Origin of the sequence: Arsukibacterium perlucidum DSM 18276 (assembly GCF_000382165.1) — a bacterium.
Lineage (GTDB): Bacteria > Pseudomonadota > Gammaproteobacteria > Enterobacterales > Alteromonadaceae > Alishewanella > Alishewanella perlucidum.
Genome location: NZ_KB907714.1, coordinates 40,154 through 66,758 on the forward strand (window position 1 = coordinate 40,154; position 26,605 = coordinate 66,758).

A 26,605-nucleotide genomic window follows, 5' to 3' on the forward strand; every position below is an offset into this window, starting at 1 on the left:
AGTCATGCCTCATTAGCCTTTGATGAATGGCCGTGCACAGTAAATAGACTGATTATCTAGCAAATTATGTACCACGGTAGTGCCGGCCGCCGCCAGGCAGTTGTCGCCGAGTTGTAATTCCTGAATAACAGTGGCGCCTGCACCGATAAAGCTGTTTACTCCGCATGTTACGCCACCACAAATTACTGCACCCGGGCTGACAACGGTGTGGGCTTGTAGGAAACAATCGTGCTCAATTATGGCACCGCTATTTATCAACACATTTGCGGCCAGCCGGGCTTCGGCGTTAATAATAGCGCCGGGTAAAACCTGTACGCCCGCGGCCAGTCGTGCACTATCCGCCACGATGGCACTGCTGGCAATAACGCTGGCAAACTGATAACCCAACTGATCAAACCTATCGAACAGTTTGCTACGAAGTAATTTACCTGGCAGCGCGCCTATACCATTCACCAACGCCACTTGCCGGGTTGAAAACTGCAAAATGTCATCGTCATCTGCCAAATAGCGAATGCCATTAAATAACGGTGATGCAGGTGGCTGTGGAGCGCATACGGCAGCGATTGTTACCCCTTGTTGTTGCAAAATCGACAACAGCACTTTGGCATGGCCCCCGGCGCCGAGCATAACCAGAGCTTTATTTTGCAAGCTGTTCTCCTTCCCGATAATCACGAGTGGCAGGCTGGTCTAGAAAATCCCAGTATTGATAAGGACTACTGCCGGTACCGGGTCTTTTGCAGGCAATTAGTTTCGCAGTGATGGTTTCACCCGCAGTTATATCAGTAGCGGCAACCAGACTTTTACGTGCGACTGCTTTGTTAGCCAATTCCGACGGGGCAGGCCGTTTTATGCCATCTCCCAGCGCCTGCTCTACTTGTCTGATCGCAGCTACCATCGCTGTCAACTCATCTGGTTCAAGTGATGCTTTATGATCAGGCCCCGGCAGGGTTTTATCCAGGGTGAAATGTTTCTCAAGTACAGTGGCGCCGCGGGCAACCGCCGCTACAGCAATATGGATACCGGCACTATGGTCTGAGTAACCTACTGGCAAGCCAAAGGCCGCAGCCATAGTATCCATTGCTTTCAGGTTAATGTCGGTTGCTGGCGCAGGATACTCAGTGGTGCAGTGCAGCAGCGTGACTTTTTGGCGCAGGGCATGTTGGCCTTGCTTACTGGCATAGGCTGTCGCAAAAGCCTCCGCCGATGGCCGGGCACCGCAAGCTGCCGTATAACCGAAGGCGATAACCCCTAATGCTGTCTCAATTTCCGCCAACGTCGCCATCCCGGTGGAAACTATTAAGTCATTGCCGCTGTTAGCATGCTGCAACACCAGAGGTGCATTGGTAATTTCACCAGATGGGATCTTTAGCCGGGTAAGCTGGAGTGGTCCGAGTAAAAACTGCAGGCTGAATTCATCAAAAGCGGTGGATAAAAACTCAATGCCTTGTTGCCGGCAATACGTCTGCAGCCTTATATGTACCTCGTGACTGAGCTCTAAGCGGCTTAGCATCGCAAGCTGCGACTCAGTTTGACCAGTGTTTTGTCGCTGATAACTGGCTTGCTCTGCATCAGCTGTTGCAAGTGCGCTGGCTTTAAACGTTTGAAATTTAACAACGTCTGCGCCTGCTGCGACCGCCGCGTCCACCAGGGCAAATGCCATTTTTTCATCGCCATTATGGTTAACGCCTGCCTCGGCGATAATTAGTGTCATTGTCCGACTCCTGGCTGGTCATAAAATGTTTTTACCGGATTAAACTGCAGCTGCTTAATCATCTGAATTACCCTGGCACTGGCATTACCCTGACCATAAGGATTAATTACTGCAGTAAAGTTACTGCTAAGCGCTAGTTGCATAGTATTTTTTATGGCGCCTGCTTCAGCTTTACAGTGCAGCACCGATGGTGCTGCCAGCCGGCCTTGTTGTCTGGCACCAATATTTATGGTGGGAATGTTAAATGCGGGCACCTCGATAATGCCACTGGACGAGTTGCCAATAACTGCGGCGGCGTGTTTCACTGCACTCAGATAGCGCAATTGGCCGAGAGAGGCTACGGCCAATACCCGTTCGGGTTGCGCAGCCGCATAATGTTGCAGGGCCGTTATAATTTGGCGGCCGCCTTCATCAGCATTAGGGTAGGTCAGGATGATCTGATATTGCTTAAATTGATCCAGCGCGCTTAACAGCGCATTAAAACTCTCTAGTGGCGGCTCATCTGCCAGTGTTACCGGGTGATAGGTTACAACGAAATACGGCCGGGTAATTTTAAAATCTAAGGCTTGAGCAAGCTGTTCTTTTGTTAATAACGTGCTGCGGTATAAATGATCCAGACCGATAGCGCCCACATTTTGGACCCGCTCTGGTGCTTCACCCAGCTGGATCACCCGTTGGCGGTAAGCTTCGGTTGATGTCGCGTGCAGGTAGCTTAGTTTAGTAACCGCATGGCGAATCGCATCATCTGTAGCGCCCTCGGTAATTTCGCCACCATGTAAGTGCAGCACCGGTATTTTCATCAGCATGGCACTTTGCGCCGCAGCCAGCGTTTCAAACCGGTCACCGAGCAGCACCAGTACATCGGGTTGCAGCCTTGCAAACGTATCTGCCAGGCCTATCAGCGCCAGCCCCATACTTTTTACTGTGCCTACTGCGCTGTCTGATGATAACAACATTTCAATTTTTTCGGTGATAACAATGCCATCGTCTTCTATTTGTTGGTAAGTCAGGCCAAATTCCGGCGATAAGTGGCTGCCAGATACGATAAGTTGCAACTGCAACTCAGGATCTGCCTGAATATCTTTTAACAGCCAGTACAGCAAACCGTATTCAGCGCGGGTGCCGGTAAAAACGGCTACTTTTTTAGTCACTAAAATGCCTCCGGTACACTGCTGGGCAGATTAACCAGCCGCTGAGCCAAATCTTCTGCAATGGCTAGCGAACCACGTATTGCGTGTTTAAAGGCCGGTAACTGGTGCATCAGTTGCCAGACTGGTCTGGTCATCACATTTGCATCATTAGTACTGTGCAGTAATTTATCGCGACTGCGCAAATCAGGACAAATTACCGCATTTAACCAAAAGTTAGCCTGACACTGAGCTGGCTCGTCCACAAACTGATAATCGGTGTCTGCAAAAAATGCCTGGTATTGCCTGGCTAGCTGCCGTTTTTGGGCAAGAAAATAGCTTAAAGACTCCATTTGCGCGCATCCCAGTGCCGCATTCAGGTTTGGCAGGCGGTAGTTGAAGCCGGGTTCATCATGATAAAACTCCCAGCGATGAGGCACTTTGGCAGTGGTGGTAAGATGTTTAGCACGTTCACCGTCTTTTAAACCGGCGCATAACAACATACCGCCACCACCGGTGGTAATGATTTTATTGCCATTAAAGCTAAGTGCGCCAAATTGACCGATAGTGCCGGTATGCCGGTTTTTATAATATGAACCCAGACTCTCTGCGGCATCTTCAATTAAAATAAGTTGCCACTGCTGACAAATCTGCATTAATTCATCCAGTGCAGCAGGGTGGCCAAAAGTGTGCATTGGCATAACAGCGCGTATGCGCTGACCGCTGCTTTTCAGGTAGCAACCTTGGTCATCAATGCGCGCCTGTTGCTGTAAAAATTGCGACAGCGCTGCCGGACACAGGGATAAGGTGTTGGTACTGATATCAACAAATACCGGCTCTGCCCCCATATGATAAAGGGCATTGCAGGTAGCGACGAAAGTTAAAGGCTGGGTAATCACTACGTCACCTGCGTGCACCCCCGCCATATAAAGTGCGCTGTGTAATGCCGCAGTACCATTAACGGTCGCCACCGCTTTTACTGTACCGGTAAAATCTTCTATTTTTCGTTCAAATTCATCAACAAACTTTCCGACACTGGAGACGAAAGTACTTTTAATAGTTTCGCTGACATATTGCAGTTCATTGCCACGGAATGAAGGTGCGTGCAGCGGAATAAATTCATTACTCTGGTACAACTCACGGATAAAATTAACAAGGGCAGTGCTCATAATAAGACCTACATTTTACCGTCTAAATATTTACCGGTCTCTTTGTGATTAAAATCCGGGATCAGCTTGTGAAACAGTTCAACCAACTGTGGTCTGGTCCAGGCCCTGGCTTGTTTCATCCGGTTAATCTCCTGCTCAAACAACTCAAGTAATTCCGGTTGATACCGCGCTTCATTTTTTATGACCCCTAGGTTTTCGAACCTTGCCATATCAAGCACTTCGTTGACGGTATAGAACTCTTCGAAATCTTTTTCACCGGTGGTATCACTAGCGGTAAACAAGCAAGGCCATTTTCCTTGCCCGGGCAGGGTTTTTGCCAGCTCTCGTGCTTGGGCTTCGTTGGCACATAAATACGGCTCATAGCCTGCCTGATGTAAATATTTAACTGCGATATCGGCGAAAGAAATAAGATGCAGGGCTTCACTTAACTTAGGAAAAAAGATGTCACGGTTGTCACCAAAAATACAAGACATTAAGCATAACTCGCCAGACTCCTGTGGCGTAACAAAATAGCGTTTAACGTCATTTGGAGCGACGATGGGCTGTCGTTTCTGAATACGCTGATTGAAACCATGTAACAATGACCCGTCTGAAAAAGCCACATTGGCAAAGCGGGCTGTGGAAATAGCAATATCTTTACTGCGCCGCATTAAAAACATTTCCATGATGCGCTTTGATGCGCCCATCATATTTACTGGATTAGCAGCTTTATCGGTAGACACGCAAAAATATTTCTTGGCGCCTTTAGCGACTGACTGGGCAATAGTCTTGTCGGTATTAAACACATTAACATCGATCATCCGCATCAGAGTGTAAGGGTCTTTCTCGCTGCGAACATGTTTAAGCGCAGACAGGTTCAATACATAGTCAAAGTTACCATCGGCCGCAATAAAGGCATCATATTCGACCGAGCCGATGTCTAACGCAAAGGTTTGAAAGTCACCATTGATATAGCCAAAGGCGCTGCGAATGTCACGCACCAGCTCTACCAGGTTGTTTTCACTGAGATCAACTACATGCAGCTTTTTCGGTTGTCGACGAAATATTTCCTTGCAGACTGCCTGGCCAATAGAGCCTGCACCGCCCAGTACCAGAAAGCGACTGTTGGCAATGATGTCACACAGCGCAATATCGTAAGCGGCAATATCTTCAGTAAATAATGGTTTGGTGCGCCCTAGCAGCGGTAAAATTTCTGTCACGTCCTGGTCTCCGCATGGCGAGAATCTGGTGTTATAACTTACTATATCGGCAGAGTAACAAGAATCTTAATAACATTGTAGTTGGATTAGTTGATGCTATCTCAACTATATCAGGCATTTAAACAGTAATCTGATTAAATTTTGGTTGGTCACATCTGGATCCGTAAATTAACGCTATAATTAAGATGTCAGGTTTCAACAGGAGTTCTTTATGAAAATCACCGGTCAGCCAACCCCGACGTCACAGCTAAATGGTCTGCTGCAAACACAGCAGGCGCAGTCTGAAAAACTGGCCAGTGCCAAACGCATCAACTCTGCAGCAGACGATGCTGCTGGCTTGCAGCTTGCTAACCGGCTGACCAGTAGTGTCAACGCTGCGACCCAGGGCCAGCGTAATTTGTATGATGGCATTGGCCTGGCGCAGGTATACGAGCAAAGCCTGCAAAATATCAGTACTGATCTGGCCGGGCTGAGCGAGCTGGCTGTGGCAGCAGGCAACGGCGCTTACTCAGATGCCGATCGCGCCGCCTTGCAGGAGCAGGCCAACAGCTATCTAAGCAATATTGACAACACCTTGCAAAATAGCAGTTTTGGCGGCAAACCTTTGTTTGGTAATGGTGCTATAACCTTTAATGCCGGCCAAAGTAACGTTGCACTGCAAGTTGCCGATGTATCGACAGCACTCAATGCTCAGAGTTTGTTTGATATCGACTTAGAAAGTAGCAGTGGTGCGCAGGCTGCTGCCAGCACGTTAGCCGGGGTTGCTGAGTATGTGGTAGGGTTACAGGCACAAGCGGGGGCAAGTATTAATAGTTTTGCCGCCCAGGCGCGCAGTTTAAGTAATCAGCAAATTAATGAAGCCGCCGGGCGCAGCCGGATTGAAGACTTAGACTACGCTAAAGCAATAAGTCAGAAAACCTCTGCTGATATCCTGACCCAAAGTTCAACCAGCGTGACGATGCAAGCCCGGATGCAACAGCAACAGGCGTTAACCTTGCTGAGCTGAAAACCCTATAATTCATTTGCAACCATAACCGCTATTTTTTTGACAGCTGTCAAAAAAATAGCGGTTATGGTTGCAAGCTCAGGTTAGCGCAGTACAATGAAATCAAAGCAATAACAATAATGCGGCAAAATGGCAGTAAATCCTCCTCTTTATATTGTTGACTCCCAACAGCGTCGCGCCGAACGGTTGACGACAGTGCTTAGCTTTATTAATGAACCTTATCAGGTGCTTAGTAATCAGGCGTTGTTACAGCAACTGACAATAGATAGCCCTGCAGTGGTGTTATTGGGTGCTATTGGTGACACTGAGCACGCCGATTTGTTATTGCGTTTCCCCCGTTGTGCGTTTTTGCTGATCGGAGAGCCACTCACACCATTATTGCAGTATCCCAATGCCGTGGGGCTGCTTACTGAGCCTTTTTCATATAACTCACTAACGCAGTTGCTGCGTGATTGTCAGCAATATCACCGGCTTTTGCCTGGCCAGAGACAAACTGAAACCAGCCTGAAGTTTGATGGTATGGTGGGTCAGACCGAGCCAATGCAAAAAGTCCGTTTTTTAATCTCGCAAGTCGCCAAAACGGATGCCAATGTGCTGGTGTTGGGCCAGTCAGGAACTGGTAAAGAAGTGGTTGCCCGTAATATCCACCTGTTGTCTAACCGGGCTGCGGGGCCTTTTGTGCCAATTAACTGTGGCGCCATTCCGGCAGAGCTGTTGGAGAGTGAATTATTTGGCCACGAAAAAGGTGCCTTTACCGGCGCTATTTCCACCCGTAAAGGCCGGTTTGAACTGGCCCAGGGCGGCACGCTGTTTTTGGATGAAATAGGCGACATGCCACAACCGATGCAGGTTAAATTATTGCGGGTGCTCCAGGAGCGGATTTTTGAGCGGGTTGGTGGTAGCCAGACCATTAAAGCCGATGTGCGGATTATTGCAGCAACCCACCGTAATTTAGAACAGATGATTACCGAAGGACATTTCCGGGAAGATTTATTTTACCGGCTTAATGTATTTCCGATTGAAACTCCAGCCCTGAGTGAGCGCTGTGACGATTTACCACTGCTGATCCGGGAGCTGCTTAACCGGCAAGCTGCGGGGCATCAGGGACGGATCCGTTTTACCGAGCGGGCATTAGAAAGCCTTAAATTGCACAGCTGGCCGGGTAATGTGCGGGAGCTTGCAAACTTACTGGAGCGGATGCTGATAATGTATCCGGACCAGGTGGTGGATGTAGCCGAATTACCGCAAAAATACTGTTATCTGGATGTGGACAGCTATCAGCCTGAGTACCCGGAAGCGCTGTTAGAGCGTGATATGCTAAATGATCTTTTTGCAGCGAGCGCGGATGATAGCGAAGATGACAGCACTGGCATCAGTAACAGCAATGATGATAAGCAGCATAGTACGGGCAGCGCCAACTCCAGCACCAATGGCATTGCCGTTAGCCTGCCACAACTGAGTGATATACCTGAAGACGGTTTTGACTTAAAAGAGTACCTGGCTGATTTGGAAGTGCAGCTGATATCTAATGCCCTGCAACACCATGATTACGTGGTTGCCCGCGCTGCTGAAGTGCTGGGGTTACGCCGGACTACTCTGGTTGAAAAAATGCGCAAGTATAACCTTGGCAGGGACGAATAGCGCCACGCTGTCAAGCCTTTGACGGCACTATTTATTTTTTTATCAATTTAATCAGCAGCTTAACCTTGGCATAATCTCTGCATCGACTATATCATTTGTAGTCAAGGTCAGTTGCGTTATGCCTGCTATCAGTCATTTTACCTCAAGCGATTCTGCACATGTGCTTAGCCAGTCGAAGCTTCGCCAGCATGAGCTTCATCAGCAGGAACTCAGCAGCAGGGTCAGCCAGGCTCTGGCAGGCTTGCATGGTGATGCTGACAATCGTCTGCAGCATATTCTAAATGTGTTGCCTGCCGGCGTGGTGCTGTTAAGCGCCAGAGGCATTGTCTCAGAAGCCAACCCGGTAGCAACCACTATGTTAGGGCAACCTTTACTGGGCCAGCCCTGGTTGGAAGTGATTAACCGTTGCTTCGCCCCGCGCAGTGATGATGGTCTCGAAGTATCATTAAAAGATGGCAGGCGGATTAAACTGGAAATCAGCCCGCTGAGTCCTGAGCCTGGCCAGCTGATTGTGCTGACTGATCTGACACAGACCCGGCAGCTGCAAAGCCGCTTGGCGCATTTGCAGCGCTTATCAACTCTTGGCAAAATGATGGCAACCCTGGCACATCAGATCCGCACGCCATTATCGTCAGCTATGTTATACGCAGAAAATCTGGGGAGCAGTAAGCTTACTGCGGCGTCACAACAACAATTTCAGCAGAAATTACTGGCCCGGCTGCATGATCTGGAGCAGCAGGTTAATGATATGCTGCTATTTGCCCGCGCCGGCACAGCGCAAGCGGTGCAACCTTTTACCGTACGAAGCTTACTGCATGAAGTTAACGTTGCAGCAGAGACGTTGCTGCAGCAACATCACGCTCAGCTTACTGTCAGCAGCCATTGCCAGGACAGCTATTTACTGGGTAATCTCAGCAGCATGGCCGGTGCTATCAGTAATCTGATCCAAAACAGCATTCAGGCTGTTAGCAGCGGCGCCCATATTCACATCTCGGCCCGGCAGGAAGGCGCCAGCTTAAAATTGACGGTGAGTGACAATGGCCCCGGTATTGCCGCAGATTTACAATCGCACATTTTTGAGCCGTTTTTCAGCCGGCGCCAACATGGCAGTGGTTTGGGACTGGCCGTCGTGCAGGCGGTAGTTAACTCGCACCAGGGTAATGTCGAATACTTGCAGCGACCTGATTGTGGTGCCTGCTTCGTTATTAATTTACCTGTTCATTTTTCTGAACAAAACAACCAGCAAGCTAATTGTAAAAGCAGAGGTATCGAATGACTACAGCTACACCCATACTGATAGTAGAGGATGATGCCGGGTTACGTGAGGCCCTGTGCGACACGCTGAGCCTGGCCAATTATCAGGTTTTTAGCGCTGACAGTGCCGAAAGTGCCTTGTTGCTGCTGAAAAAGCAGCAGGTACAACTGGTGGTCAGTGATGTGCAAATGGGCGAGGTCTCCGGTTTAACCTTGCTGAAAACCTTGCGCCAGCATTTTCCGCAGCTGCCGGTACTAATAATGACTGCCTATGCCAATGTGCAGGATGCGGTAGAAGCAATCCGGCTGGGAGCAGTAGATTATCTGGCTAAGCCATTTGCACCTCAGGTATTACTTAGTACCGTAAGCCGGTATGTATTGGCTGAGCAGGCTAATCCGGCAACACCTGTGGTGGCTGCACCGGCCAGCATTGCCTTACTTGAATTAACTGCCAGGGTGGCGCGCTCAGAGGCCAGTGTGATGATTTCCGGACCCAGTGGTTCGGGCAAAGAGGTGCTGGCACGTTATATTCATCAGCAGTCACCCCGTGCCTCAGGCCCTTTTGTAGCAATAAACTGCGCGGCTATTCCGGAAAATATGCTGGAGTCTACCTTGTTCGGTTATGAAAAAGGTGCCTTTACCGGTGCTATTGCAGGTTGTCCAGGTAAGTTTGAACAGGCGCAACACGGCACTTTATTACTGGATGAAATAACTGAAATGGATTTAAATCTGCAGGCCAAATTGCTGCGGGTATTACAAGAACGGGAAGTAGAGCGGCTTGGCAGCCGTAAAACCATTAAACTGGATGTGCGGGTGCTGGCGACCAGTAACCGCGACTTGCAGCAGGCTGTTGCTGAGGGTAGCTTCCGCCAGGATCTGTTTTTCAGATTAAATGTGTTTCCGCTTAACTGGCCGGCGCTGGCTGAACGGCGCGAAGATATCAGACCGCTGGCTATGCACCTGATCAGTAAATACTGCCAGCAGCAGGGCCGGGCGGTATTATCGCTGAGTGAGAGCGCTGGCAAGATGTTGCTTGAGCACAGCTGGCCGGGCAATGTTCGCGAACTGGATAATGTTATTCAACGGGCGCTTATTCTATGCCAGGGTGAACAAATTACCCCGGCAGATATTCTGTTATCAGCAGATACCAGCGCTGCCAACCCTGCCATAGCTGGCATTCAAACTGCGGCTGCCTCTGTGGTAGCGCCCCCGCCAGTTCAGGCAGCTGAGGCGCCGGCAACCTTAACAGATACAGCAGTACCGGAAGACTTTAAAACAGAACTGCACGAGCAAGAGCACCGGATTATTCTGGCGACGTTAAAGGCGTGCGCATATAAGCGCAAAGCGGTAGCAGAAAAGCTTGGGATTAGTGATCGTACCTTGCGATATAAACTGGCCAGGATGCGGGAGTCGGGTATAGAGCTGCCCGCCTGAGAGAGCAGATTATTAAGAATAAAAAGCCAGCTTGCTGGCTTTTTTGTTTATAAAACAAGGCTATAAATGTGGCATAACTCCTGCTTAGTTAACCTTGCAGCCAGCCGCTGGCAATTTATTGACACGGCGTTATTCAAAAGGCTCCATTTATCAGGCTTTAGTAAACAAGGCCTTATTTAACAAGGTACCGTTATGAACATTAAAGGTCAGGCGTTATACGCCCAAATGCAATCGATGGCCACTCAGGCCCGCAGTGTGTCGGCCGAAATGAAACCTGTTAATCAACTGGCAGAGATAAATCCCAGTCAGTCTGAATTCAGTACCTTATTTAAAGACGCATTGAAAACTGTAAATAATGTCCAGGTGGCGGCGGGCGAGCTGAGAAGCCGGGTTGAGATGGGCGATCCTAATGTATCGCTGGTACAGGCAATGATAGCTGCCCAAAAGTCGTCCTTGGCCTTCGAAGCAACAGTACAGGTACGCAACAAAATGGTTGAAGCGTACAAAGACATTATGTCAATGCCGGTTTAAGGGGTAGCACGTGGCAGATAATCAATCAACAGAGCTGGCAATAAGCCCTAATGATTTCAACAGCTCAAATAATTCAGAAGCACAGGAGCAGAAATCAGGCTTTCTGGGAGCGATTGGCGGCGTAGATATAATGCGTCAGGTTACGCTGATGATTGCGCTGATTATTTGTCTGGTAATAGCGGTACTGATTTTTTTCTGGGCCCGGCAGGCGGAAATGCGGCCACTGGGTACCTACGCCACACAGGAGCTGATTCAAACCCTCGATCATTTAGATTCTCAAAAAGTTGAATACAAGCTTGAGGGCAACGTTATTTATGTGCCAGAAGATAGGTATCAGGCAGTAAAACTGGCTTTGTCACGGGCAGGCTTAACTCAGGAAGCCTCAAGCGGTACTGAGTTTTTAATGCAGGACAGTGGTTTTGGGGTAAGCCAGCGCCTGGAAATGGAGCGTTTAAAACACAGCCGGGAACAGCAACTGGCCCGCACCATTGAAGAGCTGCAAAGTATTGCCCGTGCCCGGGTATTATTGGCTATTCCAAAAGAAAATGTGTTTGCCCGCCAGGCCGCATCGCCTTCAGCTACAGTGTTAGTTACTGCGCGTGGTGGCACCGTTATTCGTGACAGCGAAGTGGATGCCATTGTTGATCTGGTCGCCTCTGCAGTACAAGGCATGGAGCCGGGTAAAGTAACAGTAAGTGATCAGAGCGGTCGCTTGCTAAATAGTGGTTCGCAGGATGGCAGTGCCGCCCGTTCGCGCCGCGAGCATGAACTGCAACGAGCCCGTGAAGATGAATACCGCCAGAAAGTAGATTCTATTCTGCTGCCAGTACTGGGCTATGGTAACTATACCGCTCAGGTTGACCTGATGCTGGACTTTACTGCGGTTGAGCAAACCCAGAAGCGTTTTAACCCTGATTTGCCGGCCATTCGCAGTGAAATGACCATCGAAGAAAGCAGTGTTGGTGGCAGTAGCAGTGGTATTCCGGGCGCGTTGTCTAACCAGCCACCACTGAATTCAAACATTCCGGAACAGGCTGATGGTGGCAATGCCCGGCCGGTGATGCCGGGGCGTAATCACAAAGAAGCTACCCGCAACTATGAGTTGGACACCACTATCAGCCATACTTCACAGCAAAGCGGAGTTATTCGCCGGCTGTCGGTGTCGGTGGCGGTAGATTACGAGCCAGGCGAGCCCAATGCTGAGGGAGTCAGTGAGTTGCAGCCCCGTACTCAGCAAGCGCTGGCCAATATTCGTCGCTTATTACAAGGCGGTATCGGTTTTGATGCGCAGCGCGGCGATACCATTGAGGTTATTTCAGTGCCCTTTGTGCGGGAAGCGCTGTTTGAAGAAGAAAAGCTGGCTATCTATCAGGAAGAATGGTTTTTACGTATTCTGCGCTTGCTGATAGGCGGCCTTATCATTATCGCTCTGATGCTGGGTATCGTCAGGCCCATGCTGAAAAAACTGATCTACCCTGAGCAAACTGCCGATGCTTATGATGACAACGCGCTGAGCAGTGGTTTAGACCTCGGTGATGACACCATAGATATGCTAAATTCGACGTTTGATGAAAAAGCAGTAGGCTTTGCACCAGATGGCACGCTGATGCTGCCAGATTTGCATGGCGATGAAGACTTATTGCGGGCGGTTCGGGCACTGGTCGCCAATGAACCTGAGTTATCCTCTCTGGTAGTGAAAAACTGGTTGGCTGAAGATGAATAATATAGAAAGTAAACCTACCTTTGATGTTGGTAAGCTGGATGGCGTTGAAAAAGCCGCCATTCTGCTGCTCAGCTTATCGGAAGAAGATGCCGCCCAGATCCTAAAACATCTGGAGCCAAAACAGGTGCAAAAAGTAGGCCTGGCGATGGCGCAGATGACTGATTTAAATCAGGCCAAGATCTCAGCAGTGCATCGCTTGTTTATTGAGCAAATTCAGAATTTCAGCACCATTGGTTTCCAGAGCGAAGAATTTATTAAACGGGCGCTGACCGCAGCATTGGGTGAAGAAAAAGCAGCCAACCTGATCGACCAGATTGTGTTAGGTGGCGGCGCCAAAGGTCTCGACTCCCTGAAATGGATGGATTCCAAGCAGGTGGCCAATATCATTCGCAACGAGCACCCGCAAATTCAGACTATCGTGCTGTCGTATCTGGAGCCAGAGCAATCGGCAGAAATTTTATCGCAGTTCTCAGAAAAGGTAAGGCTGGATTTAACCATGCGCATTGCCAATCTGGAAGAAGTGCAACCGGCAGCATTACAGGAACTAAACGAAATTATGGAAAAACAATTTGCCGGCCAGGCGGGCACCCAGTCAGCGAAAATGGGCGGCTTAAAAGCTGCAGCCGATATCCTGAATTATCTGGATACCAATATGGAAGGTCAGCTGATGGATTCCATCCGTGAGCATGATGAAGAGATGGCCCAGCAAATACAGGATCTGATGTTCGTATTTGAAAATCTGATTGATGTTGATGATCGCGGTATTCAGGTGTTATTGCGCGAAATTCAACAGGATGTGTTGATGAAAGCACTGAAAGGTACCGATGAGAATCTGAAAGAGAAAATCCTGAAGAATATGTCCAAACGTGCGGCAGAACTGCTGCAGGACGATTTGGAAGCGATGGGACCTGTTCGGGTTAGCGAAGTGGAAACTGCGCAGAAAGAAATCCTGTCTACCGCTCGCCGCTTATCAGATGCTGGTGAAATTATGCTGGGTGGTGGTGGTGGTGAAGACTTCCTGTAACAAGATTTCAGGTAACAAGATGTCCTGTAAAAAGATTTCCTGAAACAGGCAACGGAATTAGCAATGACTAAAAGCGCGCATAGCCGTAACCGGCCTTATTCACCCGATCCTGACGCAGCAGAGCAGGTAAAACATTGGCATACGCCGGATTTAACCGCCGATGCCCGGGGCCAGGATACCCGGACTAACGCCCTTAATATGCACCTGCCCGAGGCCAGAACCGCTGCGGCTGCAGAGGACGAGGAGCAGTTGGTGGTTAAACCGCTAACTGCTGATGATATTGAGCAAATGCGCCAGGCTGCCCATGACGAAGGAATGGCCCAGGGCAAAGAAGAAGGGTTTGCTAAAGGTTACAGTGAAGGTCGGGAACAAGGTCAGCAAGATGGTTTCAAGCAGGGCCAGGCTGAAGGTAAAAAGCAGGGCATGGCGGATGCAGCAACAGAGCTGGATGCGTTACGTGCGGAATTAAGTGTATTACTGGATCAGCTGCAACAACCACTGGCAAAAATTGACAGCCGGGTGGAGCAAGAGCTGGTGCAACTGAGCCTGGCGATGGCCAAAGCGGTTATCAACGTCGAGGTGACAACCAATCCGAAAGTGATTCTGCAGGCGTTACAAGAAGCAGTCAGCGCTTTGCCACTGCAAAGCAGTAAACTGGTTATTAAACTTAACCCGGCAGATGTTGCCAGTGTCAAACGTCATTACAATGACACTGAATTATCTGAACGTGGCTGGCAGTTGCGGGCCGAGCCGCTGGTCGGGCAAGGCGGTTGCCTGGTTGAAAGTACCAGCTCCAGTGTCGATCGCAGTTTGAATCAGCGGGTCCAAAGCAGTTTAGAGCATTTTCTGCAATTAACAGAGGCTGCGGCTAATGCCGCAGATGTTATTGCAGCCCAGCCGACGGATGCAGCAGATAACAATGCTCATACTGCTGCTTCCCAGGATGCTCAAGCAGATGCTCAAGCGGATACTCCTCAAACAAAGGATACTCAAACAAAGGATATTAAGCCGCATGACTGACAGCACCAGTTTGCTGCAACGGTTGCAACAACAGCAGCAGTTCATCCACCCGTCTTTACCTGCGGTATCAGGCCATCTGGTGCGGGTGGTTGGTCTAACGCTGGAGGCCACGGGCTGCCGGGCGGCGATAGGTCAGCCTTGTCTGGTTGAAAGTGCCCGTGGCGCTATTCTGGCCGAAGTTGTCGGTTTCGCTAATGACCGCTTATTTTTGATGCCACAGGATGATATTGCCGGAGTAGTACCTGGCGCTAAGGTTACGCCGGTTATGCAATACAAAGGCGTACCCTTAACCTTGAATCTACTGGGCAGGGTAATTGACGGCGTTGGCAAACCGCTTGATGGTAAAGGGCCAATCAGCGCCACTGAATTTAGTAAAGGTAAGGGCAAACCAATTAACCCGTTGCTGCGCCGCCCGGTGAAGCAGCCATTGGATGTGGGCGTGCGGGCAATTAACAGTATTATTACTGTGGGTAAAGGCCAGCGGATGGGGTTATTCGCTGGTAGTGGTGTGGGTAAAAGCGTATTGCTTGGCATGATGACCCGCGGTACCGCAGCTGACGTGATAGTGGTTGGCCTGGTTGGTGAGCGGGGCCGTGAGGTAAAAGAGTTTATTGATGAAATTCTTGGTGAGGAAGGTAAAGCGCGCTCGGTGGTTATTGCTGCCCCGGCCGACGTGTCGCCGCTAATGCGTTTAAAAGGTTGTGAAACGGCAGTGCAGGTTGCTGAGTATTTCCGGGATCAGGGGCTCGATGTGTTGCTGCTAATTGACTCTATTACCCGTTATGCCCAGGCACAGCGTGAGATTGCCCTGGCCGTTGGTGAGCCACCGGCGACCAAGGGGTATCCGCCTTCGGTATTCGCCAAATTACCGGCATTAGTTGAGCGGGCTGGCAACGGTACCGGCCATCAGGGCTCGATAACGGCCTTTTATACGGTGTTGTCAGAGGGGGACGATTTACAGGATCCGATAGCCGACGCCTCCCGCGCCATTCTGGATGGTCATATAGTGTTGTCCCGAACCCTGGCCGACAGTGGCCATTTTCCGGCAATTGACATTGAAAAATCGATTAGCCGGGTGATGCCTGCAGTTACCAGCATTGAGCACCAGCAACTTGCCCGTAGCATAAAGCAGCTTTATGCCAGCTATCAGCAAAGTAAAGATCTGATTTCAATTGGCGCTTACGTTCGTGGCAGCGACCCGTTATTGGATCAAGCCATTGGTCTGATGCCAAAAATTAACGCATTTTTACAACAAGGCATGCAGGATGTTGTGCCTTATGATGAAAGTTTATCGGCGCTTAGTCAGGTAATGCCTGCACCGCGAATGGCCGGCTGATGGCAGGCCACCGCTTTAGTTTAATCATAAAAGTTCAGCGTGAGCGGGAAGAGAATCTGCAGGCGCAGTTTATTAAAGCGCAGCAATACTATCAGCAGGCTGAACAAAAATATCAGGGACTGGCAAATTACCGGACAGAATACATCCAGCAAAGCCAGCGTGAGGGCAGTAAGGGCCTGCAAAGCCGCCAGTATAGCCAATATGTCAATTTTATTGGGAAGTTGGATCAAGCTCTGATCCAACAGGCCAGAGTGGTACATCAGGCAAAAGCAGTCGCAGAGCAGCGCAAACAAAGCTGGCTAAAAATGCAAACAAAACGTAAGGCGCTGGAGCTATTGGTTGAGCGCGCAGACAGCGCAGCACTGCAAGTGTTGGAACGACAGCAGCAAAGCCTTAGTGATGAATATGCGGGCCAGCAATTCTACCGGCGGCAACTCACTCAGGATCAATAATTTAGATTGCTTTTAAAACTGGCGCGTTTTTTGTATCGAAACTTTATAAGTACACATTTACGCAATTCATAGCATGTGAATAGTTAGCACAACCAGGAGATCCAAATGAATCCGTTGTTGTCTGTATCGTTTTTAAGCTCAGGCCCGGGAGCTATGGGCGTTGAGCCTGATAGCCGTGAGCCTGCGGCGGTATTGGATGAAACTGGTGGTGGCAGCCAATTCCGACGCTTGCTGAATCAATCAGGCGAGCAACAGCAAACCGCTGACAGGCAAAGTTTTGCCGGTTTTACTATTAGCGGTAAAGGCAAGCAGACAGCCAGCATGGAAGGTCAGCCTGCAGGCCAGCCGGATAGCATTAACCCACCGGTGATCCCCCCAGAGGCGGAACTTAGTCTGGAAGATGAAAGCAATGCTGGTACCCTGCTGGGATTACTGGATCTGGCAAGCCAGACCCGGCTGCTGTTGACAGCTGGTGGTGCAGAAAATGCTCCGGCTGCAGCAAACGCCGGTAGTATTCACTTTGCTGACAGTGACGATGCCAGCGGAATTAGCGGTGGTATAAAATTAACCAAAGGTGAGTGGTTTATTCTGCCGGTGTATCCGGAAATAACGGCAGCAGGTACAGTTAACCCGGAACAGCTTGCTGACCCGGCAACTATTGCTAATAGCAGCCAATCCAAAGCAGAACATGTTGTCTCGTCGTTGTTAAGTGGGGTCATAAAAGATTCTGCTGAGGTATCTGAACAAAGCCAGCCATTAACAGTCGGTGCGAGCGGCGATAAAGTCACAAACAAGCAGCATAATGACAACGGGGCCGTTGAACTTGCCCGGCAAGCACTGGCTAATCAGGCGTCAGATGTTGATTTAGCTGTGTCGCCTGCACAGATTGCAACTGTTGCCAGTGATGCAATAACATCAGACATTAAAGGTGCTAATAAAGTACTGTCAGCTCAAGAATTTGTTGCAGTGAGCAACGACAAATTAACAGCCGCAGTGAATGCGCCGGCGTCGGCGGTGGTGACTGAGCAAAGTAAGCAGGCCACTGGGGTTGCAGCAGAGCTGTTAGCCCGACAACGGGCTGAGATGATTAGCCCCGACCATGATCCTGAGTTAACGGCTGAACTAAAAGCCTTAGCTAATGCTGATTTGGCAGCAGTAAAGAGCCCAACATTAAACCCGATGGCAGAGACAGTGAAAAATGCCGCAGAGCTGATTGAGTTACAAAAGGCAACCACTAACAGCAAATCGGCAGCAACCACGATTTTTGAAAACTCAGACAGTTTAGATAAAACCTCAGTGGTTAATAGTGATGGCAAACCAGGCAGCACGCTGGCCAGCGCTGCAGCAGTGGCAGAGGTACTGCTGGCGAAACAGCAGCAACGTGACGGCACGGCAGAAAATAATAGTCAGAGTAAAAAATCGTTGGTAGTGGAAACTGACGCTGGCAGTCAGCAAATTAAAGTTGACCCCGGTTTAATCAGCGCTGGCGTCAGATCTGAATCAGGGTTAAGCGGTTTTGGTGGTGTCGGCAGCCAGGCAAGGCAAAGTCAGAGCGAAGCAATTTTGGCCAGACTGGACGCGGCGACAGCTGCTACAGCAGCCACAGCACTGCAAACTGCAGAGCGGACCAAGGCGCAAAGCGTCAATACGTCGGTAACCGAGCAATTGAAGCAGGTCAATTTACTGGCACAAAATGCCGCTGGTCAGTTAAAAGAGCGGATCAATATGATGGTGCGCCAGAATATCCAGGTTGCTGAAATCAGGCTTGATCCTGCAGATTTGGGCCAGATGCAAATTCGGGTAAACCTGCAACAAGATCAGGCAACAGTGCAGTTTATTGTGCAGCAGCAACATGCCAAAGAATTGCTAGAGCAGCAAATGCCCAGATTACGGGAAATGATGCAGCAGCAAGGCATCCAGTTAGGTGAAGGCAATGTGCAGCAGCAACGTCAGGGCAACGGGCAGGCCAGCGCGCAGCGCGATGGCAATGCAGGGGCCGGCCAGGGTGATACCGAGCAACATTCAGGCGGTCAGGCGACAGCGGTGCAGTTAGACGTTAAGCTTAGCGAGCGCATTGTCGACTACTATGCCTGAGCAACCTAAGCAGTACCGGCGGCAGATTAACAATTTACATTAGTGGCGGCTGGTGAGCATAATAGCCTGAATTAATAAAATTAATGGAGCACAAATGGCAGCTGATGACGATTTAAAGCTTACTGAAAGCAAATGGGGCCTGAAAAAGATAATTTTACTGGCCAGTGCGGTCGTCGTGGTGTTGATCGTCGCTGCCGGCGCTTACTTTTATTTTCTTGGTGGTAAGAGTGCTGAGTCAGCAGACGGTGCTGAAGCAGTTGCAAATCAGGCTAGCGGTGAAAACCGACCCACCGGGCCAGAAGGCAATGCGCTGTATGTGGCGATGCCAAGACCTTTTGTGTTCAATGTTCCTGGCTCAGCGCGCGATCGTCTGGTGCAGATAAAAGTGCAGTTGCTGGTGCGGGGAAGTAATAATGAGACGGTCGCGCAGCGCCACATACCATTAATTGAAGCGAGCTTGTTAGAGTCGTTCAGCAGTGCCAGTGCCGATGAGATGGTAACAACCACAGGCAAAGATGCGTTAAAAAACAAAGCCCTCAGTGATTTACAGCAAGCCTTGCTGGAAGTTGCAGGGACAGTGGTGGTGGAAGAAGTGCTTTTCACCAGTTTTGTTATGCAATAAGAGTGAGCTAACGTGACCGATTTATTGTCGCAAGATGAAATTGATGCGCTGTTACATGGTGTCGACGACGTCGAAGAAGAAGAGATAGATGACGGCGGCAGTGGCCGGGGTCGATCTACCATGGAATACGATTTCTCATCGCAGGATCGTATTGTCCGTGGTCGCATGCCTACTCTGGAAATGGTAAATGAGCGGTTTGCCCGCCATATGCGGATTAGTTTGTTTAACATGATGCGACGCACTGCTGAGGTGTCAATTAACGGCGTGCAGATGATTAAGTTTGGTGAATATGTCCACACGCTTTTTGTGCCTACCAGTTTAAATATGGTGCGCTTCCGGCCGCTGAAAGGTACCGGTTTGATTACGATGGAAGCGCGGTTGGTGTTTATTCTGGTTGATAACTTCTTTGGTGGTGATGGCCGTTACCATGCCAAAATTGAAGGCCGGGAATTTACTCCGACCGAACGCCGTATCATTCAGATGCTGCTGAAATTGATTTTCGAAGATTATAAAGAAGCCTGGGCGCCGGTCATGGATGTATCATTCGAGTATCTTGACTCGGAAGTTAACCCGGCTATGGCAAATATCGTCAGTCCTACCGAAGTGGTGGTAATCAGCTCTTTTCATATTGAACTGGATGGTGGTGGCGGCGATTTCCACGTCGCGTTGCCGTACTCAATGCTGGAACCTATCCGTGAGTTACTCGATGCCGGGGTGCAAAGCGATAAAGAAGACACAGATTTACGCTGGAGTAAGGCGCTACGCGATGAAATTATGGATGTTAAAGTCGACTTATCTACTAAGATGCTTGATGTTGACTTAACCCTGAAAGAGGTGATGGAGCTGAAGGCCGGCGACATTATTCCGGTTGAGATCCCGGAGCATATTACGGTATTAATTGAAGATTTACCGACTTACCGGGCTAAGCTGGGACGGTCGCGTGAGAATGTGGCACTGAAAATCATTGAAAAAATCAGACGTCCAGAATCCGTTAAATCTGAGCTCCACGTTTTTACCAAAGGTGGCAGGCGCCTGGACAGCGATGCAGATATTTCAGAATTAGAAGCCGATCTGAACTTAACAGAGCGGGACAGAGGGTAACATTATGGCAGACGATAAAGACACAATGGATGAATGGGCTGCAGCCATGGCCGAGGCCGAGGGCGAAGACGATGGCGCTAAAGCCGTTGATCTGGAAGAGCTAAAGGATGAAAAATCCAGTATTACCGTCGATGAGCAGCGTAAGTTAGACACCATCCTGGATATTCCGGTTACCATTTCAATGGAAGTGGGCCGGGCAAAAATCAGTATCCGTAACTTACTGCAGTTAAACCAGGGCTCAGTGGTAGAGCTGGAGCGGGTTGCCGGTGAGCCATTAGATGTGCTGGTAAACGGTACCCTGATCGCGCATGGCGAAGTGGTAGTGGTGAATGATAAATTTGGTATTCGCCTGACCGATGTCATCAGTCAGATTGAACGGATTAAAAAGCTACGCTAATGCAGCCACTTATCAAAACTGTTATTACGCTATTTATTTCGTTATTACTGGTAACGGCTGCTGGCGCATCTGCGCAACCTGAGACCGCTGAGCAGCAAAAGCAAACAGCCAGCGCTGCAGCTGATGCTGATGCTGCGCTTGAACAACGAACAGAGCCTGAAGTTGTTGCAGAGCAGGCAGAGCAAGCAGACAAAGCTGACTCTCAAGCCGTGCCGCGCCAAAGTTTGCCTTTTCAGCGGCAGGAACCTGCAACTGAACGTACTGCCAATAGCGGGATAAGCCTTGGCAAAATCGCCATTTCTCTGGCGGCGGTGTTGTTGCTGGTCGTTGCGCTGGGTTGGTTATTCAAAAAATTGACAATGCGCCTGCCTGGTACCCAGCATGTTAAAGTTATTTGTTCAGTGCCACTAGGGCAGCGAGAACGATTGTTAGTTATTGAAATACAAGGAAAACAGCGGGTTCTAGGAGTGACACCTCATAGTATAAATATGCTGTTTGAGTTAGAAAATTCCCTTCCTGAAACAAAGTTGGCATCAGACTTTCATACACAGTTGCAATCATTCCTGAAAAAGTAAGTTTTTATGTTGCGATTGCTGTGTTTGTTGCTGCTGTTACTCAGCCCTGCGGTGCTGGCCGATAACAGCATGTTGTCGGCCGTTACCGTCACCACTAATGATGACGGTTCGCAGCAGTACAGCTTAACGCTGCAGGTCCTGGCGTTAATGACCATGCTGAGCTTTATTCCGGCAATAGTTATTATGATGACCTGTTTTACCCGGATTATTGTGGTGCTGGCTATTTTGCGTCAGGCCATTGGTTTGATGCAAACCCCCTCTAATCAGGTATTAATTGGCATTACGCTGTTTCTGACGTTTTTCATCATGGCGCCAGTCTTTAAAGAGGTAAACGAACAGGCCATTCAACCCTACCTCAATGAGTCGATCACGCCGGTGCAGGCACTGGACGCCGCCATCGTACCGTTAAAAGCTTTTATGCTGCATCAAACCCGGGTAAGAGACCTAGACACCTTCGCGCAAATCGCAGGCATTGAAGTATTAGAGCAACCGCAGGATTACCCGATGACGGTGGTGATTCCGGCTTTTATCACCAGTGAATTGAAAACGGCATTTCAAATTGGCTTTATGTTGTTTATTCCGTTTTTGATTATTGATTTAGTGGTGGCCAGCGTGCTGATGGCAATGGGTATGATGATGTTGTCACCAATGATTATCTCCCTGCCATTTAAACTGATGATGTTTGTGCTGGTCGACGGCTGGATATTAGTGATGGGCACGCTGGCCACCAGCTATGGAGTAGGTACATGAGCCCGGAAGTCTTTGTTGACGTGCTGCGTGACGCACTGTTTATCGTCATTTTACTGGTTAGTGCCATGATATTGCCATCATTGTTTGTGGGTTTAATTGTGGCGGTGTTCCAGGCCGCCACCTCAATTAACGAACAAACGCTGAGCTTTTTGCCAAGGCTGATAGTTACCTTACTGGCATTAATGTTTGGTGGTCATTGGTTTGTAAGGGTGATTATGGAGTATACCCATGACTTGTTTCTTAGTATCCCTAATGTGGTGAGTTGATGGAATTTCCGCTCGGTACCTTAATGCAGGGCATCGCGGATTTTATACTGCCGCTGTGCCGGGTAACCGGCATGCTGATGATTATGGCGGGGCTGGGAGCGCGAAATATCCCGATGCGGATTAAAACCGGTCTGGTAGTAATGATTACGTTAGTCGCCATGCCAATGCTGCCGCCGGTCACGCCGCCCGATTTAATGTCTGGCGCAATGTTTGTTGAAGTGTTCTTTCAGATAATGATCGGCTTTGCCCTGGGCTTTATTTCGCAAATGTTTATCACCACCTTTGTGCTGGCCGGCCAGTTACTGGCCACTCAAACTGGTTTAGCCTTTGCCTCAATGGCTGACCCATCGAGCGGTGTGAGTGTGCCGGCTATCGGCCAGTTTTATCTGATTTTAGCTACCTTGTTATTTTTTGTTTTTAACGGCCACTTGATTATGATCCAGATGCTGGTGTTCAGCTTTGATACTTTGCCCATTAATGGCCAATGGTGGGAAATGAGCAGCTACTGGACCATTATTGAATTTGGCGGCTGGATGTTTGCTACGGCGCTGGCCATTGCCCTGGCGCCAATAGTCGCGATGTTAATAGTCAATTTATCGTTTGGCATCATGACCCGGGCCGCACCACAGCTCAATATTTTCGCAATAGGTTTCCCTATCACCATGTTGGCAGGTTTAGTGATTTTGTGGCTGACCCTGGACACCTTTTTGTTCCACTACGATAAGCAATGGCAGCATGCAATAGACTATAGCTGCCGGCTTGTTGGCTGTTAACGGAGGCTGAGCATGGCAGAAGATTCCGGCGCGGAAAAAACCGAACAGCCCACACCGAAGAAGCTGCAAGACGCAGCGAAAAAGGGTCAGATCGCCCGTTCAAAAGACCTTGGTACGGCTTTTGTTTTGATCGCCAGTGCAGCCGCTATGTTGATGTTTGGCAAAATGCTGGCAGTGGGGGTGCTGAATGTCGGCCAGCGTATGATGCATCTTGATCATAAAGACATGTTTGAAACCAACTCAATGTTCACGGCCTGGGGTAAAGTGGGACAAGAGTTACTGCCACCGTTGGCGGCAATTTTTGCTTTTATTCTGGTTGCTGCTTTTGTTGGTAACTGCTTATTAGGTGGTTTTAATTTCAGCTGGGAGGCAGCCGGACCCAAAGCCAGTAAAATGAGCCCGCTGCAAGGCTTTAAACGGATGTTTGGCTTGCAAGCATTAGTGGAGCTTGGTAAAGCCATCTTAAAAGTGGCGGTGGTGGTTATTGTTGCTTACTTGCTGCTAAAGCTGTTTTTTATGGACATTATGGCGCTGTCACTGATGAGCGAGCCTAATAATATCGAATCAGCGCTTTATGTGCTGGCATGGCTGTTTTTGGGGCTATGCAGCAGCACGTTCATCATTGCCTTGGTTGATGCACCTTATCAAATTTGGAACCATACTAAACAGCTGAAAATGAGTCTGCAGGAAATTAAAGACGAGCATAAAAACTCAGAAGGTAGCCCGGAAATCAAAGCCCGTATTCGCCGCACCCAAATGCAAATGTCGATGAAACGAATGATGCAGGAAGTGCCAACTGCCGACGTTATTGTTACCAACCCAACGCATTTTGCGGTGGCTCTGAAATACGATCAGGGTAAGTTCCGGGCGCCGGTAGTGGTGGCGAAAGGTGTGGACGAAGTAGCGATGCATATCCGCAAAATTGGTAACGAGCATAAAGTACCGGTAATTGAATCCCCGGCACTGGCGCGGTCAATATTTTATACCACAGAACTTGACCACCCCATCCCTGAACAACTGTTTGCCGCCGTTGCTCAGGTGCTGGCTTACGTTTATCAGCTGAAAATGTATAAAAAAGGCAAAGGCAGCCGGCCAAAAAATCTGGCCAGGGAATTGCCAATACCCGCCGATTACCGCCATTAAAACGTGTCTTGTTAAAAAAGGGTCAGAGTGAATAAACTAGTCACTCTGACCCTTTTTTAACACTTAATACAAACGCTGTTAGTTATGGAATGGTTTTTGCTGTAACAGACTTAGCCTCGCGTAATGCGCCAATAATTTGTTAGGTACGCCATGCAGTTTGTTCAGTATTTCAACAACTTTGATAAATCAAAATTGTCTTTTATGAAAGGGCTTGGCACACCGTTGCTTATTCTGGCGGCATTGGCGATGGTAGTGCTGCCGTTACCGCCAATCCTGCTGGATACCCTGTTCTCATTTAATATTGCGCTGTCGCTGGTGGTGTTACTGGTTACCATTTATACCCTGCGACCATTGGATTTTGGTATTTTCCCCAGCGTATTGCTGGTGGCTACTATTATGCGACTGGCGCTGAATGTTGCCAGTACCCGGGTGGTGTTGCTGGAAGGCCATAACGGTGGCGATGCTGCCGGTAAAGTTATTGAAGCATTCGGCTCGGTGGTTATCGGCGGTAACTATGCGGTCGGTATAGTGGTGTTTTTAATTCTGATCATTATTAACTTTGTGGTGGTGACTAAAGGTGCCGGCCGTATTGCTGAAGTATCGGCCCGCTTTACCCTTGACGCGATGCCGGGTAAGCAAATGGCGATTGATGCCGACTTAAACTCTGGTCTTATCACCCAGGAAGAAGCGCGAACCCGGCGCGAAGAAGTCACCAGTGAAGCGGATTTCTATGGTTCGATGGATGGTGCCAGTAAGTTTGTCAAAGGTGATGCTATCGCCGGTATCGTGATCCTGGTAATCAACTTAATTGGTGGTCTGTTCATTGGCATGCTGCAGCATGATTTAAGCTTTGGCGATGCCATGGAAATCTATACCCTGTTAACCATTGGTGATGGTTTGGTGGCGCAAATTCCATCGCTGTTATTGTCAATCGGTACCGCTATCATCGTAACCCGCCAGAATAAATCAGGTGACTTGGGCGAGCAAATGACAGCCCAGCTTAGCGACAACACCCATGTGTTGTTTATCGCTGCTGGCGTGCTGACCCTGATGGGCATTGTCCCTGGCATGCCACACTTTGCTTTTTTAAGCCTGGCAGCGTTAATTGGCGGCACAGCCTTTTTTATGCAGCGTAAAGCGGTGCGACTGCAAGCCGAGCTGGTTACTAAAAACACTGCTCCTGCAGCAGATAACCAGGTGCAACCGATGAAAGAGATTGGTTGGGATGACGTACAGGGCGTTGATACTATTGGCCTGGAAGTAGGTTACCGGTTAATTCCACTGGTTGATAAAGCGCAGGGTGGCGAACTGCTGAACCGGATTAAAGGTGTGCGGAAAAAACTGTCGCAGGAACTGGGCTTTTTGATACCACCGGTCCATATCCGCGACAACCTCGATTTAGAACCAAACAGCTACCGGGTGGCGTTGATGGGTGTCACCAGCGGTGAGGGCGAACTGCGTCATGATAACGAACTGGCAATCAATCCGGGCCAGGTATTTGGTCAGCTAAAAGGTGTGGCAACCAAAGACCCCGCTTTTGGACTGGAAGCGGTCTGGATCAGTAAAGATCAGCGCGAGCACGCGCAAACCCTGGGTTACACCGTGGTTGATGCCGCTACCGTGGTCGCTACTCATTTAAGCCAGATTTTAACTAACAACGCCGCCAACTTACTGGGCCATGAAGAAGTACAAAACCTGCTGGATATGCTGGCCAAACATTCACCTAAACTGGTTGAAGGTCTGGTGCCTGATGTGTTGCAACTGACCACCGTTGTGAAAGTACTGCAAAATCTGCTGCAGGAGGGGGTGCCAATTCGTGACATGCGCACCATAGTGCAAACTCTGGTGGAGTACGGCAGTAAAAGTCAGGATGTCGATGTGCTGACCGCGGCCTGCCGGATTTCGCTGCGCCGGCTAATCGTGCAGGAAGTGGTGGGTAGTAAGGCTGAAATTCCGGTTATAACCTTTGCGCCAGAGCTTGAGCAAATGTTACATCAGTCAATGCAGGCGGCAGGCAACGATGGTGCCGGCATTGAACCCGGGCTGGCAGATCGGATCCAGAAATCGTTGCAGGAGGCACATCAGAATCAGGAATTGAATGGTGAGAGTGCCGTCATGTTAACGTCAGGAATTTTACGTTCAGTCATGGCACGATTCGTGAAGTACACTATTCCGGGTTTAAGGGTATTGTCATATCAGGAAATTCCCGATGATAAACAAATTCGGATTGTCAGCGTTATTGGTCAGCAAAACTAGG

The 26,605-nt window shown here is 49.3% G+C and carries 25 protein-coding genes; 20 read left to right on the forward strand and 5 right to left on the reverse strand.

What is annotated here, in order from left to right:
- Positions 1-12: 12 nt before the first annotated feature.
- The 5 genes from H141_RS0111515 to H141_RS0111535 are packed head-to-tail and all read right to left on the reverse strand — an operon-like array spanning position 13 to position 5,206.
- Entirely contained in the window at positions 13-648 is a 636-nt protein-coding gene (locus tag H141_RS0111515; RefSeq protein ID WP_019676421.1) for an acetyltransferase, read from the reverse strand.
- Positions 638-1,711 (reverse strand): N-acetylneuraminate synthase, encoded by a 1,074-nt coding sequence (neuB, locus tag H141_RS0111520; RefSeq protein ID WP_019676422.1) that lies wholly within the window; start codon positions 1,709-1,711, stop codon positions 638-640. Before neuB ends, H141_RS0111515 begins: the two co-directional genes overlap by 11 nt.
- Positions 1,708-2,862: a UDP-N-acetylglucosamine 2-epimerase gene (neuC, locus tag H141_RS0111525; protein ID WP_019676423.1), complete on the reverse strand. Its 1,155-nt coding sequence runs from the start codon at positions 2,860-2,862 to the stop codon at positions 1,708-1,710. Before neuC ends, neuB begins: the two co-directional genes overlap by 4 nt.
- On the reverse strand, positions 2,862-4,007 hold the full coding sequence (locus tag H141_RS0111530) for a LegC family aminotransferase (protein ID WP_019676424.1): 1,146 nt from the start codon (positions 4,005-4,007) through the stop codon (positions 2,862-2,864). Before H141_RS0111530 ends, neuC begins: the two co-directional genes overlap by 1 nt.
- Positions 4,008-4,015: 8 nt before the next feature.
- Positions 4,016-5,206, reverse strand: coding sequence for a UDP-N-acetylglucosamine 4,6-dehydratase (locus H141_RS0111535; RefSeq protein ID WP_019676425.1), 1,191 nt, complete (start codon positions 5,204-5,206; stop codon positions 4,016-4,018).
- A 211-nt stretch (positions 5,207-5,417) separates the two neighbouring features.
- Between H141_RS0111535 and H141_RS0111540 the strand changes: the two genes are divergently transcribed.
- The 20 genes from H141_RS0111540 to flhA all read left to right on the forward strand — a co-directional run bounded on the left by H141_RS0111540 (position 5,418) and on the right by flhA (position 26,604).
- Entirely contained in the window at positions 5,418-6,212 is a 795-nt protein-coding gene (locus H141_RS0111540; protein WP_019676426.1) for a flagellin, read from the forward strand.
- A gap of 129 nt (positions 6,213-6,341) precedes the next feature.
- Positions 6,342-7,853, forward strand: coding sequence for a sigma-54 dependent transcriptional regulator (locus H141_RS0111545; protein WP_019676427.1), 1,512 nt, complete (start codon positions 6,342-6,344; stop codon positions 7,851-7,853).
- A 118-nt stretch (positions 7,854-7,971) separates the two neighbouring features.
- On the forward strand, positions 7,972-9,129 hold the full coding sequence (locus H141_RS0111550; RefSeq protein ID WP_019676428.1) for a sensor histidine kinase: 1,158 nt from the start codon (positions 7,972-7,974) through the stop codon (positions 9,127-9,129).
- Positions 9,126-10,541: a sigma-54-dependent transcriptional regulator gene (locus tag H141_RS0111555; RefSeq protein WP_019676429.1), complete on the forward strand. Its 1,416-nt coding sequence runs from the start codon at positions 9,126-9,128 to the stop codon at positions 10,539-10,541. The genes H141_RS0111550 and H141_RS0111555 overlap by 4 nt, the downstream gene beginning before the upstream one ends.
- 192 nt (positions 10,542-10,733) lie before the next feature.
- The gene (gene fliE / locus H141_RS0111565; protein ID WP_019676431.1) at positions 10,734-11,072 is read left to right on the forward strand and encodes a flagellar hook-basal body complex protein FliE; all 339 of its coding nucleotides are present in this window, start codon (positions 10,734-10,736) and stop codon (positions 11,070-11,072) included.
- A gap of 10 nt (positions 11,073-11,082) precedes the next feature.
- On the forward strand, positions 11,083-12,795 hold the full coding sequence (fliF, locus tag H141_RS0111570) for a flagellar basal-body MS-ring/collar protein FliF (RefSeq protein WP_019676432.1): 1,713 nt from the start codon (positions 11,083-11,085) through the stop codon (positions 12,793-12,795).
- Entirely contained in the window at positions 12,788-13,819 is a 1,032-nt protein-coding gene (gene fliG / locus H141_RS0111575) for a flagellar motor switch protein FliG (protein WP_019676433.1), read from the forward strand. The genes fliF and fliG overlap by 8 nt, the downstream gene beginning before the upstream one ends.
- A 63-nt stretch (positions 13,820-13,882) precedes the next feature.
- On the forward strand, positions 13,883-14,839 hold the full coding sequence (fliH, locus tag H141_RS0111580; RefSeq protein ID WP_019676434.1) for a flagellar assembly protein FliH: 957 nt from the start codon (positions 13,883-13,885) through the stop codon (positions 14,837-14,839).
- Entirely contained in the window at positions 14,832-16,175 is a 1,344-nt protein-coding gene (gene fliI, locus H141_RS0111585; RefSeq protein ID WP_019676435.1) for a flagellar protein export ATPase FliI, read from the forward strand. The genes fliH and fliI overlap by 8 nt, the downstream gene beginning before the upstream one ends.
- Positions 16,175-16,627, forward strand: a complete 453-nt coding sequence (gene fliJ / locus H141_RS0111590; protein ID WP_019676436.1) for a flagellar export protein FliJ — start codon at positions 16,175-16,177, stop codon at positions 16,625-16,627. The genes fliI and fliJ overlap by 1 nt, the downstream gene beginning before the upstream one ends.
- Positions 16,628-16,732: 105 nt before the next feature.
- On the forward strand, positions 16,733-18,721 hold the full coding sequence (locus H141_RS0111595) for a flagellar hook-length control protein FliK (protein WP_019676437.1): 1,989 nt from the start codon (positions 16,733-16,735) through the stop codon (positions 18,719-18,721).
- A 94-nt stretch (positions 18,722-18,815) separates the two neighbouring features.
- Positions 18,816-19,343 (forward strand): flagellar basal body-associated protein FliL, encoded by a 528-nt coding sequence (gene fliL / locus H141_RS0111600; protein ID WP_019676438.1) that lies wholly within the window; start codon positions 18,816-18,818, stop codon positions 19,341-19,343.
- Positions 19,344-19,355: 12 nt separating this feature from the next.
- Entirely contained in the window at positions 19,356-20,444 is a 1,089-nt protein-coding gene (gene fliM, locus H141_RS0111605; RefSeq protein ID WP_019676439.1) for a flagellar motor switch protein FliM, read from the forward strand.
- A 4-nt stretch (positions 20,445-20,448) separates the two neighbouring features.
- Positions 20,449-20,841 (forward strand): flagellar motor switch protein FliN, encoded by a 393-nt coding sequence (gene fliN / locus H141_RS0111610; RefSeq protein ID WP_019676440.1) that lies wholly within the window; start codon positions 20,449-20,451, stop codon positions 20,839-20,841.
- On the forward strand, positions 20,841-21,416 hold the full coding sequence (gene fliO / locus H141_RS0111615) for a flagellar biosynthetic protein FliO (RefSeq protein ID WP_019676441.1): 576 nt from the start codon (positions 20,841-20,843) through the stop codon (positions 21,414-21,416). Before fliN ends, fliO begins: the two co-directional genes overlap by 1 nt.
- Positions 21,417-21,422: 6 nt before the next feature.
- Complete coding sequence (fliP, locus tag H141_RS0111620; RefSeq protein WP_019676442.1) at positions 21,423-22,166, forward strand: flagellar type III secretion system pore protein FliP; 744 nt, start codon at positions 21,423-21,425, stop codon at positions 22,164-22,166.
- Positions 22,163-22,432, forward strand: a complete 270-nt coding sequence (gene fliQ / locus H141_RS0111625; RefSeq protein ID WP_019676443.1) for a flagellar biosynthesis protein FliQ — start codon at positions 22,163-22,165, stop codon at positions 22,430-22,432. Before fliP ends, fliQ begins: the two co-directional genes overlap by 4 nt.
- Complete coding sequence (gene fliR, locus H141_RS0111630) at positions 22,432-23,205, forward strand: flagellar biosynthetic protein FliR (protein WP_019676444.1); 774 nt, start codon at positions 22,432-22,434, stop codon at positions 23,203-23,205. Before fliQ ends, fliR begins: the two co-directional genes overlap by 1 nt.
- A 12-nt stretch (positions 23,206-23,217) precedes the next feature.
- The gene (gene flhB / locus H141_RS0111635) at positions 23,218-24,348 is read left to right on the forward strand and encodes a flagellar biosynthesis protein FlhB (RefSeq protein ID WP_019676445.1); all 1,131 of its coding nucleotides are present in this window, start codon (positions 23,218-23,220) and stop codon (positions 24,346-24,348) included.
- A gap of 150 nt (positions 24,349-24,498) precedes the next feature.
- A complete protein-coding gene (gene flhA, locus H141_RS0111640) occupies positions 24,499-26,604 on the forward strand; it encodes a flagellar biosynthesis protein FlhA (RefSeq protein ID WP_019676446.1) in 2,106 nt (701 codons plus the stop codon).
- Position 26,605: the final 1 nt, after the last annotated feature.

What these genes read in the sequence shown, in the direction of transcription:
- fliE (WP_019676431.1), top strand. Translation starts at nt 10,734, where the DNA reads ATGAACATTAAAGGTCAGGCGTTATACGCCCAAATGCAATCGATGGCC.
- H141_RS0111595 (WP_019676437.1), top strand. Translation starts at nt 16,733, where the DNA reads ATGAATCCGTTGTTGTCTGTATCGTTTTTAAGCTCAGGCCCGGGAGCT.
- neuB (WP_019676422.1), bottom strand. Translation starts at nt 1,711, where the DNA reads ATGACACTAATTATCGCCGAGGCAGGCGTTAACCATAATGGCGATGAA.
- fliN (WP_019676440.1), top strand. Translation starts at nt 20,449, where the DNA reads ATGGCAGACGATAAAGACACAATGGATGAATGGGCTGCAGCCATGGCC.
- flhA (WP_019676446.1), top strand. Translation starts at nt 24,499, where the DNA reads ATGCAGTTTGTTCAGTATTTCAACAACTTTGATAAATCAAAATTGTCT.
- H141_RS0111550 (WP_019676428.1), top strand. Translation starts at nt 7,972, where the DNA reads ATGCCTGCTATCAGTCATTTTACCTCAAGCGATTCTGCACATGTGCTT.
- fliL (WP_019676438.1), top strand. Translation starts at nt 18,816, where the DNA reads ATGGCAGCTGATGACGATTTAAAGCTTACTGAAAGCAAATGGGGCCTG.
- fliH (WP_019676434.1), top strand. Translation starts at nt 13,883, where the DNA reads ATGACTAAAAGCGCGCATAGCCGTAACCGGCCTTATTCACCCGATCCT.
- flhB (WP_019676445.1), top strand. Translation starts at nt 23,218, where the DNA reads ATGGCAGAAGATTCCGGCGCGGAAAAAACCGAACAGCCCACACCGAAG.
- fliI (WP_019676435.1), top strand. Translation starts at nt 14,832, where the DNA reads ATGACTGACAGCACCAGTTTGCTGCAACGGTTGCAACAACAGCAGCAG.
- fliO (WP_019676441.1), top strand. Translation starts at nt 20,841, where the DNA reads ATGCAGCCACTTATCAAAACTGTTATTACGCTATTTATTTCGTTATTA.
- H141_RS0111545 (WP_019676427.1), top strand. Translation starts at nt 6,342, where the DNA reads ATGGCAGTAAATCCTCCTCTTTATATTGTTGACTCCCAACAGCGTCGC.
- H141_RS0111555 (WP_019676429.1), top strand. Translation starts at nt 9,126, where the DNA reads ATGACTACAGCTACACCCATACTGATAGTAGAGGATGATGCCGGGTTA.
- H141_RS0111530 (WP_019676424.1), bottom strand. Translation starts at nt 4,007, where the DNA reads ATGAGCACTGCCCTTGTTAATTTTATCCGTGAGTTGTACCAGAGTAAT.
- fliQ (WP_019676443.1), top strand. Translation starts at nt 22,163, where the DNA reads ATGAGCCCGGAAGTCTTTGTTGACGTGCTGCGTGACGCACTGTTTATC.
- fliJ (WP_019676436.1), top strand. Translation starts at nt 16,175, where the DNA reads ATGGCAGGCCACCGCTTTAGTTTAATCATAAAAGTTCAGCGTGAGCGG.
- H141_RS0111540 (WP_019676426.1), top strand. Translation starts at nt 5,418, where the DNA reads ATGAAAATCACCGGTCAGCCAACCCCGACGTCACAGCTAAATGGTCTG.
- fliR (WP_019676444.1), top strand. Translation starts at nt 22,432, where the DNA reads ATGGAATTTCCGCTCGGTACCTTAATGCAGGGCATCGCGGATTTTATA.
- fliP (WP_019676442.1), top strand. Translation starts at nt 21,423, where the DNA reads ATGTTGCGATTGCTGTGTTTGTTGCTGCTGTTACTCAGCCCTGCGGTG.
- fliG (WP_019676433.1), top strand. Translation starts at nt 12,788, where the DNA reads ATGAATAATATAGAAAGTAAACCTACCTTTGATGTTGGTAAGCTGGAT.